Genomic DNA, 12,901 nt, shown 5'->3' on the forward strand with positions numbered 1-12,901 from the left:
GACTGATCGTCACACTCATAGCAATGAGATCGCGATCGTATGAAAAATTATCAGCAACTTATCAACAGCACTAAGAGGGTAAGGCGCAATTTCTTCTTGATCTTGCAATTGACTCACTCTGACTTCCACAAATCTTTTGTCTGGTACTACAATGCAGCAAAGTTCTCTGTATTTAATCCGCAATAAGGTAAAAGCATCATGGGTGATGGGGGACGTATCCCGGTTGGAATTGTTGGCGCATCGGGCTATGGTGGCGTGCAGCTTGTCCGCATTTTGATGGATCACCCGAATTTAGAACTCGCTTATCTGGGTGGAGATAGCAGCGCCGGACAGTCATTTTCGGATCTGTATCCTCATTTGGAATCTCACGTTGAGCAGGTGATTGAACCCATTGATTTGGACATAATCGCCGAGCGGTGTGAAGTCGTTTTTCTATCACTCCCCAACGGACTTGCCTGCAAAATGGCTCCGACGTTGCTGGCAAAAGGCTGCAAGGTAATAGATCTGTCGGCGGATTATCGCTTTTCGGATTTGGCGGTTTACAAAACCTGGTATGGCATTGAACGCACGGATGAGAAAGTTGCTGAGACCGCCGTGTATGGTTTGCCGGAACTATATCGCGATCGCATTTCTCAGGCTCAGCTAATCGGCTGTCCAGGTTGCTTTCCAACCGCTAGTCTACTTGCGCTGTCGCCATTGCTTAAACAAGGCTTGATTGTGCCAGAAACCGCCATTGTCGATGCCAAATCGGGCACTTCGGGCGGTGGGCGACAAGCAAAGACCAATATGCTGCTGGCAGAAGCGGCTGGCTCCTTTGGTGCCTATGGAGTTGCCCGCCATCGCCACACCCCAGAAATCGAACAAATTTGCAGCGATCTCGCGGGTCATGAAGTGATGGTGCAATTTACGCCTCACCTTGTTCCCATGCCGCGCGGCATTTTGGCAACCGTCTACGCCACTCTCCGCGATCCCGGTTTAGTGCGGGAAGATTTGCTGACAATTTTCACCGCCTTCTATCGCAATTCTCCCTGGGTGAAGATTTTGCCGAGCGGCGTTTTCCCCCAAACGAAGTGGGCATGTCATACCAATCTTTGCTTCCTTGGGCTGGAAGTTGATCCTCGGACGGGGCGTGTGATTGTCATATCAGCGATCGACAACCTGATGAAAGGACAAGCTGGGCAGGCGATTCAGTGTCTCAACATTATGATGGATTGGGATGAACAACTAGGATTGCCGCAACTGGCGTTTTATCCGTAGCATTTAAGTTTAGTTTTGATTTTTGCATGGTTTCTTCGCGCGTATTTGAACAGTCGATTCAGGTCAATGCCAGTTCCATAGCGGTAGAACAGTGCATTACAGACTTAACGCTGATGCATCGCTGGCTAAACCCCGCTTTGCGCTGCGAACCTGTGGGCGATTGGTCTACAGAAATCGGTAGCCAGAGCCGTTTTGTGGTGCAAATGCCTGTTTTGCACCCCACTCTCACGAATGTGGTTGTGGAGCGAGAACCGGGTTTAGTGGTCTGGGCGTTTAAGGGCTTTTTTACAGGGCGCGATCGCTGGGAATGTAACCCTGAGCTAGAAGGCACCCGCTTAGTCAACCGCTTTGAGTTCACGATTCCTAATCCCCTCATCCGATTTGGTTTTGATACCTTTGCCGCCCGTTGGACTCAGCAGGACATGCAAAGTCAACTACGTCGCATTAAGCGAATAGCAGAAGAAGTGTATCTAACGGGAGTTAAGAGCTAGGAAGAAATTTGGGGTACGAGGTTCGGGGTTCGGAGTACGGAGTGGTGATCAGATGGCATTCTCATTTTGTCCCTTTCCTATTCCGACATTTCGTCTAAAATCCCCTGAATGAACTGGGCATCTTCGGCGAGAGGGGCAAGTTCTAGATAGCGTTCAAAGTCTTGACGGGCTTCGGCTAGGCGATCGCTGCGGTAGTACAAGACACCACGATCGCGAAGTTCTAACGGAGTATCAGGAAATACCAATAAAATTCGTTCTGAGACTTGGACGGCTTTGGAAAAATTTCGCTGGTTGATGTAGATAACTTTCAGGTTCGTCAGCAAGCGTCCCAACAATTGCCGATTACTGACAGGTGCTAAGTATTCGGGCTGAAGTTCCACACGGCGATTGAACACTTTCACCAGCAACTCTTCGCAGTCTTGCAAAAATAAAATTTCGCCGCCGTGAAAAGGATCGACGAATATCTCCATATCCTCAGCGATCGGGCGAATGAGAAAATGACCCGGCATGTTGATGCCAACCATGGGCAGGCCAATCCGACGCGCGATCGCCAAGTAAACCATTGACAGCGTGATGGGAATGCCCGTGCGGCGATCGATCACATCGTTCAAAAAGCTATTACGCGGATCGTAATATTCTGTGCGATTACCGGAGTAGCCCAGATCATCATATAGATACTGCTGAATGGTCTTCAAGATTTTCAGCGGATACAGTTCTGCTGGCAGTCGCTCTTTTACTGCCGCTGCCATTTCATCCAAGGCTTTGATACAGGCATCCACGTCCAGATCGGGATATTCTTCCAGAGCAATGTACAGCGCTGCCCGCTCTAGATTAATCGCCTGATCTGGCCGTTGAATCTCTTCCCCAAACAACCGCCGTCCTGCTAAATCCATTACCTTGCTGCTCCCATCATCTATCCATCTCTCAATTTTTCACGGTGCGTTTCGCCTACGTTTATTCGCCCTTTCCCATTTCTCACAACTCCTGCGGAGACACTATGCGAAGATCATTCGTCATAATCCTTGCCTGAGCCATACTTAAACGCATCCAGCCAGCGCTGACTATAGTATCGCGCAGTGGGTGAAAGGGTTGGCAGCCAGGGAGAGATCAGGGGTTGGCTGAGGGGATAAAGAGCGGCATAGGTTGCTAAGTTGATGTAGTGCCGCATCCAGTTTGCGAGGGCAGGAATGCCAACTTGAGGAATGACGCTGGCGACAACATGGGGGCGAGTTAAGGCAGTTTTGGTTAAAGTTTGGAAGAGGGCAGGAAACTGCACCACGTCTTGCAAAAAGGGCTTGAGGACTGGATCGCCGAGGGTTGCCATGCCTTGAAATACGCTGGATAGGGTGTCGTTAATTTGATTGGGCGCAATTTTTTGATCAATGCGGACGCTCATGGTGCGCTGAAATAGCCAGGTGACAGAAAGATTGGGCTGATAGGGCTGAAGTCGGGAAAGAGCGCGGCGATCGCACACATCTGCCTGCAATGCCTGATCAATGCCGTTGGTTAATCGCTGCAAATGACGCACTATTGCCCCAAATCCACCAAAGCTCAGCGGAGACTGACTGCCACTGCTGTCGCCAATGGGCAGAATTCGGTTCCAAACGGGTTTCAAAGGGCTATTGCGATAGCAAGGAAAAAAACCAAACAGGGCGCGTTTGGGCTGAATTTCATCTAGTTTCACGCCTTGATAGCTAGGCATGAGCCGGAGGTAATCGTCAAACAGGGCTTCCAGGTTGGGGCGATCGCGGTGAGTATCGACATAGGTGAACAGGTACGTTGTTCTGCCGTCGCGGGCAGGAAACGCTTCCCAAAAGTACTGACATTGATTTTGAATAGGCGTGAAGGAGACGAGCAAGTCGCCCGTTTCATTGGAGGGAAAGCCCGTCGCACAACTGCCTACGACCAAACAGACGGCATCGGGCGTTTTACCCTGTCGTGACTGCTGCACAATCGGTGAAAAATGCCCCATAGCATCTAGCAAAAGCCGCGTTGACAGCCTACGTTCTCCCGCTTGCACAATCGCCCCATTGGGATGGACGATCGCGCCTGAAAATGGCGTTTGCTCAAACAACTGTCCGCCTGCTTGAAGAAATTTCTGCTTTAGAGTTTCCAGCAAATAAACCGGATCGATGCCGATGTTGAGTACATCTCTGACCCAGACTTCATCCCCACCTAAAAAGCTGATGCGTGCTGGGTTATATTCTGTGGCGATCGCCTGCTCCAGTTCGGCGTTGGTCAACAAGCCTAGCGACACAAACACATCCAATTCGCGGCGAGAAATGTTCCACTCTTGATCCCGTCCCCGCAAACTGCCCCGCTCCAACAGCGCCACCCGCCAGCCCCGTTGCACTAGTGCCGCCCCAATCAAAATACCCAGGGTGCCGCCACAAATAACCACATCCCAATCAACAGACTCTAGTAGTTCTGGACTTTCTTGGACAACGGTTGGCAAGGGTAAAGCCCCCAATCGCAGCGATCGCCAAAGTTCATCTGTGTGCCGCAATCCTGCCAAAGCATTTGCTGGTAACTGCGAAAAAAACTGTTCTGTTAATGTCATGCTGTTCATTTCGACACGCACTTTATGATGACGCACTCTGTCTGTTAAGGTGCGCGTTGGGTCGTAGGTGTTTTTGGAACCTAACTGCTTAAGTGCCGTCCCACAATTACCAAGTCGTTCGTGCCCGATTCAAACTCGGCGATCGCGGGCAGATAGCCCCACTGCTCAAACCCAAAATTTTTGAACAATTTAAGGCTGGGTTCATTGTTGGCAAAAATGCAGCCCACCAGATTTTTAATGCCTAACTCAGGGCTACGGGCGATCGCCTGTTGCAGCAAAATCCGCCCAATGCCTTGTCGCCGATAATTTGGAGAAATATAAATGCTCAGTTCCGCCGTTTTATCGTAGGCTTTGCGAGCGGAGTAAAAAGATTGAAAGCCCAGCCATCCTGCAATGTCACAGCGGATACCATCTTTCAAGGAATTGCACTCCATTTCTTGTTCAAGGCTTGGATCGACCACCCACAAAGGGCGGAGATCGGAAGTATGACTGTGAAACCAGGATAGGCGGCTCTCCACAGAGATCTCCTCCATATCGGCAGTGACTAAGCGACAGGAAATAGTGGAGTTATAAATTTCAACGATCGCAGGCAAATCTGCCTCTACCGCATCTCGAATGATCATGCTTCTCTGTTGAATCATTAATGCTGGCTGGAAATTTATCACAAAGTGGACTCTGCATTGGTGCTTCAAAAGCATTCACGGCAATGTCTATCATTCGCAATAGAGAAATAGAACGCCAGACGCGATCGCGTTTTTCGCTCTTGCATAGGTCAAATCCTAAAAAAATTCGTCAGATGTTTGACAAATGGGCTGACGATTGACACAATAAGAGTCTCCTCTAAAAGAGGAACTACGTGGGATCGTAGTTCAATTGGTTAGAGCACCGCCCTGTCACGGCGGAAGTTGCGAGTTCGAGCCTCGTCGATCCCGTTCTTGTTAGTTGTCCCACATGCTTCTCACCAAGCAGTAAATTATTGTGCTGAGATAAATGAAGGGTTAGTGGGCGATCGCCTATTTCCATTTTTTAAGGCGAACGCTGTACTAGAATTACATTTCCATTTACCAACTCATAGCGATGCTCATCTTTAAGTAGCGCCATGAATGCCTCATTGGTTCAAACCCGCTGTTCTGTTGAGACCACAATTCCATCCCTAGGGTTTTACTCAAATCGTTGCTTTCAGTTTGGCACGTTGAATCGCAATAACACTGAGATCGAAGCGTTATTACAGAGGGGCGCAGCCTTTGAGCAAAAGCGGATCTCATAGCCGTTAAATCGTTTGGCAAATGCTATGCCTATGCCATCAAATATGCACCGGAAGAGCCTGCGCGGGGCTTCAAAGTTCAGATAGCATAGGAAGATTACAATTCTTGAGAGTTTTGCCGTGACCGTTCGTGTTCGTATTGCTCCTAGTCCTACAGGTAACCTTCATATTGGTACGGCTCGGACTGCCGTTTTTAACTGGTTGTTTGCTCGTCACCATGGCGGCACCTTTGTCTTGCGAATTGAAGATACTGACCTGGAACGCTCCAAGCCTGAATTTACCAACAACATCATGGAAGGCTTGAAGTGGTTAGGTTTGAACTGGGATGAAGGTCCTTTTTTCCAAAGCCAGCGCCTGGAATTATATGGTCAGAAAATTCAGGAGTTATTGGACAAGGGCTTGGCATATCGCGCCTATGACACACCTGAAGAATTGGATGCCATGCGAGAAGCCCAGAAGTCGACCAGTGAAGCACCGGGCTACGATAATCGCCATCGCAATTTAACGGCTGAGCAACAGGCAGCTTACGAAGCGGAAGGTCGAACAGCGGTAATTCGGTTCAAGATTGAGAGCGATCGCGAAATCAGTTGGAACGACCTAGTTCATGGCACCATGACTTGGAAAGGGCAGGATTTGGGCGGCGACATGGTAATTGCCCGCGCGGCTTCTGCAACTAGCATTGGTCAACCTCTTTACAACTTCGTGGTGGTGGTGGATGACATTGATATGGCGATTTCCCATGTGATTCGCGGCGAAGACCATATCGCCAACACTCCTAAACAAATCCTGCTCTATGAAGCTTTAGGTGTTCCTGTGCCAGAATTTGGGCACACGCCGCTGATTTTGAACGAGCAAGGCGCAAAACTCTCCAAGCGAGATGGGGTCACCTCTATTGCAGACTTTCAGAAAATGGGATATGTCGCGCCCGGATTGGTCAACTACATGACCCTGTTGGGCTGGTCGCCACCTGATTCTACTCAAGAGATCTTCATCCTAGAAGACGCTGCTCAACACTTTACCTTCGATCGCGTTAACAAAGCCGGAGCCAAGTTTGATTGGGATAAGCTCACGTGGCTCAACAGTCAGTATCTTCACCCTATGCCCGTTGGTGAGTTGACCGATTTGCTGATTCCCTACTGGCAAGCAGACTATGAATTTGACTGGACGGGCGATCGCCCTTGGCTGGAGCAAGTCACTGCCTTGATAGGTGCCAGCCTGACCCGGTTAGACGATGCCGTTGCCATGACGCGCTATCTATTTGTTGCCGATGCCCCAATCAATGAAGAGGGCGCAAAGAAGCTGCAACAGGAAGGTTGTGCTGATGTGATCAAAGGCATTGCTGCTGCGATTCCTAACTATTCCCCGCTGACAGAGACGAACGCGCCGGACTTGATCAAGCAGGTTGCTAAAGATTTAGGGCGCAAAGAAGGACAACTGAAGCCAATTTTGCGAGTTGCTTTCACCGGGGAAACGAAAGGACCTGATCTGATCCAGTCTTGGCTGCTGTTGAATCACCGTGGCTGGGATGGCGATCGCCTGCAAGCAGCGTTGAAGATTGCAAAATAAGGAACTCTATTTCGGCGCTGTCGTCATCAAGAGTTAGCAGTTGAACGAGCATAAATGATGGCAACCGGAATCAATTTCAACCAATCACAGTGGAAGAGGGGCTTGATGGCGATCGCTGCTGTTGCCACCACGCTAAACGTCTGGGCTTACATTGCTCAATCTCAGCCAGCCAGTGTCAACCTCAGTCCTCAATTTTCGCCTGTTGAACTCCGTGGCTCAACAGGCGGTTCTACTCCAGTTAATGAGATTGTTGGACGAGCCGCCACGCCCACAGGGTCCTGTACCGGCTTTGCCAACGCTGCGCCGTCCCATACGGTCATCTTAAAAGGGTTTACCGAGTCGCTCAGCATTTTGGTAGAAAGCGCAGAGGATACCGCCCTAACCATTCGAGGACCAGGTGGCGCTTGGTGTAACGATGATTTTGTTGGGAAGAACCCAGGCGTAGCAGGGCAATGGCTGGCTGGCAAGTATGAGATTTGGGTCAGTTCCTATGCCAAGAATCGTACAGCGCCCTATGTGCTGCGAATTAGACGATAGGCGGGGACAAGGGCAATAGGAAATAGGTTAAAAATCGTGCCAAATCTGAGTTTCCGGCGGCTAGGAATGCCAAGATGGGGATGATTTTTGGTTGACCTGCCGCAATGCTGACAATTTACTGGTTTTGTTTTGCGATCGGGGGAGTATTTGTGCTTCTGGCACTGCTAGGAGGACTGGATCACTTTGACTTGGATCATGACCTTGACCACGATGCCGATCTAGCTGTTCATCTCGACACAGATATTGAGCTAGTCGATCCGGGGAGTGACAGTCAGAATACGCCACGCCCCAACTCCCAACGGAAGCGTTTCACGAATCGCTCCCGAAACCCTTGGGGTTGGCTAGCGATAATGAAAAGTCTCAAGTTCTGGACTTTTGGGATTTGCTTTTTTGGGCTAACGGGGCTGGTATTGTCCAATTTATCAGTGCCATTGCCTGCGGCAGTCGTGGCGATCTCGTCTGTAATGATGGGCATTCTCTGTGGGGGCTTGGTATCGGGTAGCCTGCGGGCCTTACGCCATCAACAAGCAGATAGCCTCGTGCGCTCTGCCGATTTGGTTGGCATCGCGGGAACGGTGGAAGTGCCTTTCAACGCTACTAGCCGAGGAAAAGTGCGGCTAAAAATCAAAGGCAGCATTCTCGATGTGATTGCCTACACCGACGAAGCTAAAGAATTCCATTCTGGCGAACAGGTATTCGTTGTTGGCACCGACCAAAATCGCCTTTGGGTCGTCTCCACCGATAGCTTGAAGTCCTCCAGTCAGGAATCGGCAGCCGGGGAATAGTAGTCAACAATAATTGATGACTCACCATGCCACCTTTCCTGCAACCTGAATTCTTCTCTCAATGCCATCTAAATCTTATGAATCAACCTTCTTCCTATCTACTCCAAATTCCTATCGCTCAAGCTCCAGACAGCGTGACGGTGCAACTCGCTCAAGCGGAATCCAATCCAGCCGTCGCGCCTCAGACTGAGGAGTCAGGTAGCTGGTTAGCCGTTTTTCCAATCGTGCTGTCGATCGCCGGAGTGATCTTGCTCGCCTGGTTTATCAAAAGCTTCATGCAAATCTGCAACCCCAACGAGATTTTAATTTTGTCGGGTCGCAAGCATCGCAACAAGGAAGGGGAAGATGTCGGCTATCGGGTGATTTTTGGCGGACGGGTGATCGCGATTCCGATTTTGGAAACGGTGAAGCGAATGGATGTCACCAGTATGCCCGTGCCCGTAGAGGTTAAAAATGCTTACTCCAAAGGCGGTACACCCCTCCACATTCAGGCCATTGCCAATGTCAAAACTTCTAGCGACCCAGCGATTGTAGGTAACGCGATCGAGCGGTTTTTGGATCGCGATCGCTCCGAAATTGCCCGTGTGGCGCGAGAAACCTTGGAAGGCAATCTGCGTGGGGTTGTTGCCATGCTGACCCCCGAACAGGTGAATGAAGATCGTCTCCAGTTTGCCGAACGGATTGCTCAAGATGTCACCCGTGATTTGGTCAAGCTAGGACTGCAACTCGATACTTTCAAGATTCAAAATGTAGCGGATGATGTGGACTACCTGCGATCGATTGGACGCAAACGTATCGCTCAAATCATCCGCGATGCAGAAATTGCGGAAGCCGAAGCCGTCAGTCAGGCAGATCGGATTGAAGCCGACTGTCAGCAGCAGTCGGAAGTTGCCAAATCCCAAGCACTCGCCATCATTCAGCAACGACAAAACGAACTGCGAAAAGTGAAAGCTGAGCTAGAACAGCGGGCGCGATCAGAAGAAGAACGCACCAAAGCCGCCGAAAAAGAAGCAAGGGCGCGCGCTGAGCAGGCATTTCAGACGGTCCGGGCAGAGCTAGAACGGTTGCGGTTGGAAGCCGATCAAGTCTTACCCGCCGAAGCAGATCGCGAAGCCAAAACCTTTTACGCTAAGGGTGCCGCCGCCGAACTCTCAGAAAACGCCAAGGCATCGGCGCTGGTCAACGATATGCTCTCAGAGGTTTGGCAGAAAACGGGCGTGGATGCGGCAGAGGTGTTTTTGATTCAGCAAATTGAAATGGTGCTGCAAGAAGCTGCCAAAATTCCGAACCGTTTGCACTTGGAAAACATTAACGTGATCGACAACGGTGATGGCAAAACCCTCGCCAGCCTGATGAATGTCTATCCCGAAATCGTCCGTCAGTTTCTCGATCGCGTCGATCAAACCTTAGGAATTGACGTAGCATCGACCCTCAATCGCCAGCGCGATCGCAAAAATAATCCGTAATATCCTCCCATTCTGCGAATTGTCATAGGAAAACAACCATGTTTGAATCGATTATTGCCCTGCTGGGAATTTTGGGATTGGGGACGGGCGCGGGCTTATTCGCCATCCGCAACCTGTATTACATTTGTCAGCCCAACGAAGTATTAATTTTTGCCGGAAGTTCTCATGAGCTTGCCAACGGGCGCAGAGTGGGCTATCGCCTGGTCAAAGGCGGGAGCAGTGTGCGGGTGCCTTTGCTGGAGCGGGCACTGCGGATGGATCTGAGCAATATGATTATTGATCTAAAAGTTGCCAATGCTTACTCCAAAGGTGGCATTCCGCTGAAGGTGGAAGGGGTTGCCAACATCAAAATTGCTGGGGAAGAACCCGCCATTCACAATGCGATCGAGCGACTATTGGGCAAAAACCGTGCCGAAATTGAACAGATGGCAAAGGAAACCCTGGAAGGCAATCTGCGCGGTGTTCTTGCCAGCCTCACGCCAGAACAGGTGAACGAAGACAAAATCGCCTTTGCTAAAAGCTTATTGGATGAAGCCGAAGATGACCTGGAAAAATTGGGCTTGGTGTTAGACACGCTGCAAATCCAAAACATTTCCGATGATGTCCGCTATCTTGACTCGATCGGACGCAAGCAGCAGGCAGACATGCTGCGCGACTCTCGGATTGCTGAAGCCCAGGCAAAAGCAGAATCCGCGATTCAAACCTCGGAAAATAGCAAAATCACCTCGCTCAGTCGTCTGGATCGCGATATGGGAATTGCCAAAGCCGATGCTCAACGTCGCCTTACCGACGCAACCACGATGCGCGAGGCGGTGATTGCCGAAGCGATCGCCGAAATCGCCTCCGAGCTTGCCCGAATTCAAGCCGAAGTGCCCGTTCAGCAAGAACGCATCAAGCAGGTGAAACAGCAGTTGCAGGCAGATGTGATTGCCCCCGCAGAGGCACAATCGAAGCAGGCGATCGCCCAAGCCCAAGGTAACGCCGCCAAAATCCTGGAAGACGGTAAAGCCAGAGCCGAAGGCACCCTACGCCTTGCGGAATCTTGGCGCGATGCCGGTTCTAATGCCCGCGACATCTATCTATTGCAGCGCCTAGAAACCCTGCTGAAAACCCTCACTGCCGCTGTTCCCGATGTCACCGTGCAAAATATCACTATGGTAGACAGCAGCAACAGCAACACTGCCACCCAACTCGCTACCTTCATCGAGCAACTCCGCCAAACCACTGGCATCGACCTCGCCGAAACCGTCCAAAACTTGTCCACCTCACTACCAAAGCAACTTCCTGGTGCATCTGACGATAGGGCGCAAGGGTTTACTAATCTACCTACCCGTCAACCGCGATCTCAGGCAATCTCTGACATGATTTGATCCATTGCTTCAGGTTCATCAGCAAATAGCCCAATCAGTTGATCGCTGCTACCTTTACAGGCTTGGGCGATCGCGTGGTTATTCGACTTCAATAGAGAGATCGCCCCTCTCCATCGGAACTTGGGGCGATCTCTCTTCTTATTCCCAGCCTGGGGCGATCGCTCACGCTAAACTGTTAATACGAAGCAGCATAAGAAATTTGAGATGAAAATTAAGGCGATTATCTGGCAGGAGGACGGTGTTTGGTGTGCTTCTGTACCAGCTCTTCCGGGTTGCCATACTTGGGGAGAAAGCTACGAGCAATTACTAGAAATGTTAGAGGATGCCATTCAAGGTTGGCTTGAAGTTGCTGGACAGCAAGAAACCCTTGAGCCAGAAAAACAGTTGATTGAATTAACTGTATGAAGTCTATTTCCGGTAAAGCGTTGTGCAAGATTGTTGAGCAGTATGGTTGGGAGTTGAAACGCATCACTGGTAGTCATCACATTTACGCTAAAGAAGGTGAAACCGTGATTCTTTCAATTCCTGTTCATAGCAATCGAGATTTACCGACTGGCACTTTAAGAAGTCTTCTCAAAGATGCGGGATTGACAGAGGAAGATTTAGATTAACTGGAGTGCCATTTCTTAAGTATGCTGGGGCGATCGCGCTGCTCCTTCACAACGTGGGGAGACCGCTCTATTATTGGGGTTCAATAGAGCGATCGCTCCGCTCTTTCGCAGATTTGAGCGCCGTCATAGCTCAACTGATCAAGGGCGCATAGTTAGATAGCTCTTTTGCCCAATCTTTTAGATTTTCTAGACCTTTTGAAGCGGTTAAATTATATTGCAACGGCGTGATTGTAATGTAGTTTTGTCGATTTGCCTGAACATCCGTGGGAATGACCTCGGCGAACTCCGATGAGTCTTCTACCTCCTCCAGCAGTTCTCCTGCTAGCCAGTAATAGGTTTTGCCCCGTGGATCAACTCGCTTTTCAAACACATCGATGTATCGGCGCACCCCCTGACGAGTGACAGCAACACCCGCGATCGCCTCCGACTTGACCGCAGGCACATTCACATTCAACAACATCGAGGGAGGAAGGGGCCGTTTTTCGAGCTTGGCAACCAGCGATCGCGCGAAATTTGCTGCTGGCACAAAGTCTTGAGATGAAAAGCTGGTCAAACTAAATGCAATGCCAGGAATACCCTCAATCACACCTTCCATAGCGGCGGATACCGTGCCTGAATACAGAACATCTGTGCCCAAATTGGACCCATGATTAATCCCGGATAGCACTAGATCAGGTTTTTCCTCAAGTAATGCCCATAGCGCCAGCTTGACGCAGTCCGAAGGTGTTCCAGAACATGCCCATGCTTTGATGGCGGGATGAAACACCGATTCCACCCGATCAGCACGAATCGGCTGGTGGAGCGTCAGTCCATGCCCCGTTGCCGATCGCTCGCGATCAGGGCAGACCACAAAAACCTCGTGTCCGGCTTCTGCCAGAGTGTTTGCCAACGAGCGAATGCCTAGTGAAAAAATGCCGTCATCATTACTGACTAATAGTCTCATTGCCTGCCGCCTTTGGATGGTGCCTATGCCCATTGTCCATTAGACTGCCAA

The 12,901-nt window shown here is 50.3% G+C and carries 14 protein-coding genes and 1 tRNA gene; 11 read left to right on the forward strand and 4 right to left on the reverse strand.

Annotation, left to right across the window (positions count from 1 at the left end):
* The first annotated feature begins 198 nt into the window (after nucleotides 1–198).
* The gene (gene argC, locus JOY44_RS00005; protein ID WP_171571758.1) at nucleotides 199–1,257 is read left to right on the forward strand and encodes an N-acetyl-gamma-glutamyl-phosphate reductase; all 1,059 of its coding nucleotides are present in this window, start codon (nucleotides 199–201) and stop codon (nucleotides 1,255–1,257) included.
* Nucleotides 1,258–1,283: 26 nt separating this feature from the next.
* Nucleotides 1,284–1,748, forward strand: a complete 465-nt coding sequence (locus JOY44_RS00010) for an SRPBCC family protein (RefSeq protein WP_171571759.1) — start codon at nucleotides 1,284–1,286, stop codon at nucleotides 1,746–1,748.
* A gap of 77 nt (nucleotides 1,749–1,825) precedes the next feature.
* On the opposite strand, the gene JOY44_RS00015 is transcribed toward JOY44_RS00010, so the two are convergent.
* From JOY44_RS00015 to JOY44_RS00025, 3 genes are all read right to left on the reverse strand, one after another.
* A complete protein-coding gene (locus JOY44_RS00015) occupies nucleotides 1,826–2,641 on the reverse strand; it encodes a SirB1 family protein (protein WP_171571760.1) in 816 nt (271 codons plus the stop codon).
* 113 nt (nucleotides 2,642–2,754) lie between these two features.
* The gene (locus JOY44_RS00020; RefSeq protein WP_171571761.1) at nucleotides 2,755–4,308 is read right to left on the reverse strand and encodes an FAD-dependent oxidoreductase; all 1,554 of its coding nucleotides are present in this window, start codon (nucleotides 4,306–4,308) and stop codon (nucleotides 2,755–2,757) included.
* An 80-nt stretch (nucleotides 4,309–4,388) separates the two neighbouring features.
* On the reverse strand, nucleotides 4,389–4,931 hold the full coding sequence (locus JOY44_RS00025) for a GNAT family N-acetyltransferase (protein ID WP_171573606.1): 543 nt from the start codon (nucleotides 4,929–4,931) through the stop codon (nucleotides 4,389–4,391).
* A gap of 235 nt (nucleotides 4,932–5,166) precedes the next feature.
* On the opposite strand from JOY44_RS00025, the gene JOY44_RS00030 reads away from it, so the two are divergent.
* The 9 genes from JOY44_RS00030 (at nucleotide 5,167) to JOY44_RS00070 (ending at nucleotide 12,059) form a co-directional block, all read left to right on the forward strand.
* Nucleotides 5,167–5,240 (forward strand) — tRNA-Asp (locus tag JOY44_RS00030).
* 452 nt (nucleotides 5,241–5,692) lie between these two features.
* The gene (gene gltX, locus JOY44_RS00035; RefSeq protein ID WP_171571763.1) at nucleotides 5,693–7,138 is read left to right on the forward strand and encodes a glutamate--tRNA ligase; all 1,446 of its coding nucleotides are present in this window, start codon (nucleotides 5,693–5,695) and stop codon (nucleotides 7,136–7,138) included.
* A 54-nt stretch (nucleotides 7,139–7,192) separates the two neighbouring features.
* Entirely contained in the window at nucleotides 7,193–7,675 is a 483-nt protein-coding gene (locus JOY44_RS00040; protein WP_197984835.1) for a hypothetical protein, read from the forward strand.
* Between the two features lie 104 nt (nucleotides 7,676–7,779).
* Nucleotides 7,780–8,460 carry an NfeD family protein gene (locus JOY44_RS00045; RefSeq protein WP_171571764.1) on the forward strand — a complete coding sequence of 227 codons (681 nt, stop codon included), beginning with the start codon at nucleotides 7,780–7,782 and terminating at the stop codon, nucleotides 8,458–8,460.
* A gap of 77 nt (nucleotides 8,461–8,537) precedes the next feature.
* Nucleotides 8,538–9,926: a flotillin family protein gene (locus JOY44_RS00050; RefSeq protein ID WP_171571766.1), complete on the forward strand. Its 1,389-nt coding sequence runs from the start codon at nucleotides 8,538–8,540 to the stop codon at nucleotides 9,924–9,926.
* A 38-nt stretch (nucleotides 9,927–9,964) separates the two neighbouring features.
* Complete coding sequence (locus JOY44_RS00055; RefSeq protein WP_171571767.1) at nucleotides 9,965–11,296, forward strand: flotillin family protein; 1,332 nt, start codon at nucleotides 9,965–9,967, stop codon at nucleotides 11,294–11,296.
* A 204-nt stretch (nucleotides 11,297–11,500) separates the two neighbouring features.
* Nucleotides 11,501–11,701, forward strand: coding sequence for a type II toxin-antitoxin system HicB family antitoxin (locus tag JOY44_RS00060; RefSeq protein ID WP_171571769.1), 201 nt, complete (start codon nucleotides 11,501–11,503; stop codon nucleotides 11,699–11,701).
* Nucleotides 11,698–11,907: a type II toxin-antitoxin system HicA family toxin gene (locus tag JOY44_RS00065; RefSeq protein WP_171571771.1), complete on the forward strand. Its 210-nt coding sequence runs from the start codon at nucleotides 11,698–11,700 to the stop codon at nucleotides 11,905–11,907. Before JOY44_RS00060 ends, JOY44_RS00065 begins: the two co-directional genes overlap by 4 nt.
* 5 nt (nucleotides 11,908–11,912) lie before the next feature.
* Complete coding sequence (locus tag JOY44_RS00070) at nucleotides 11,913–12,059, forward strand: hypothetical protein (RefSeq protein WP_203031902.1); 147 nt, start codon at nucleotides 11,913–11,915, stop codon at nucleotides 12,057–12,059.
* On the opposite strand, the gene surE is transcribed toward JOY44_RS00070, so the two are convergent.
* Nucleotides 12,038–12,850: a 5'/3'-nucleotidase SurE gene (gene surE, locus JOY44_RS00075; protein WP_171571773.1), complete on the reverse strand. Its 813-nt coding sequence runs from the start codon at nucleotides 12,848–12,850 to the stop codon at nucleotides 12,038–12,040. The genes JOY44_RS00070 and surE overlap by 22 nt on opposite strands.
* Between the last annotated feature and the right edge of the window lie 51 nt (nucleotides 12,851–12,901).

This window comes from Leptolyngbya sp. Cla-17 (assembly GCF_016807185.1).
GTDB lineage: Bacteria > Cyanobacteriota > Cyanobacteriia > Leptolyngbyales > Leptolyngbyaceae > ULC077BIN1.

Coding starts and splice junctions, on each gene's coding strand:
- argC (WP_171571758.1), top strand. CDS start 199: ATGGGTGATGGGGGACGTATCCCGGTTGGAATTGTTGGCGCATCGGGC.
- JOY44_RS00010 (WP_171571759.1), top strand. CDS start 1,284: ATGGTTTCTTCGCGCGTATTTGAACAGTCGATTCAGGTCAATGCCAGT.
- JOY44_RS00015 (WP_171571760.1), bottom strand. CDS start 2,641: ATGGATTTAGCAGGACGGCGGTTGTTTGGGGAAGAGATTCAACGGCCA.
- JOY44_RS00020 (WP_171571761.1), bottom strand. CDS start 4,308: ATGACATTAACAGAACAGTTTTTTTCGCAGTTACCAGCAAATGCTTTG.
- JOY44_RS00025 (WP_171573606.1), bottom strand. CDS start 4,931: ATGATCATTCGAGATGCGGTAGAGGCAGATTTGCCTGCGATCGTTGAA.
- JOY44_RS00040 (WP_197984835.1), top strand. CDS start 7,193: ATGATGGCAACCGGAATCAATTTCAACCAATCACAGTGGAAGAGGGGC.
- JOY44_RS00045 (WP_171571764.1), top strand. CDS start 7,780: ATGCTGACAATTTACTGGTTTTGTTTTGCGATCGGGGGAGTATTTGTG.
- JOY44_RS00050 (WP_171571766.1), top strand. CDS start 8,538: ATGAATCAACCTTCTTCCTATCTACTCCAAATTCCTATCGCTCAAGCT.
- JOY44_RS00055 (WP_171571767.1), top strand. CDS start 9,965: ATGTTTGAATCGATTATTGCCCTGCTGGGAATTTTGGGATTGGGGACG.
- JOY44_RS00060 (WP_171571769.1), top strand. CDS start 11,501: ATGAAAATTAAGGCGATTATCTGGCAGGAGGACGGTGTTTGGTGTGCT.
- JOY44_RS00065 (WP_171571771.1), top strand. CDS start 11,698: ATGAAGTCTATTTCCGGTAAAGCGTTGTGCAAGATTGTTGAGCAGTAT.
- surE (WP_171571773.1), bottom strand. CDS start 12,850: ATGAGACTATTAGTCAGTAATGATGACGGCATTTTTTCACTAGGCATT.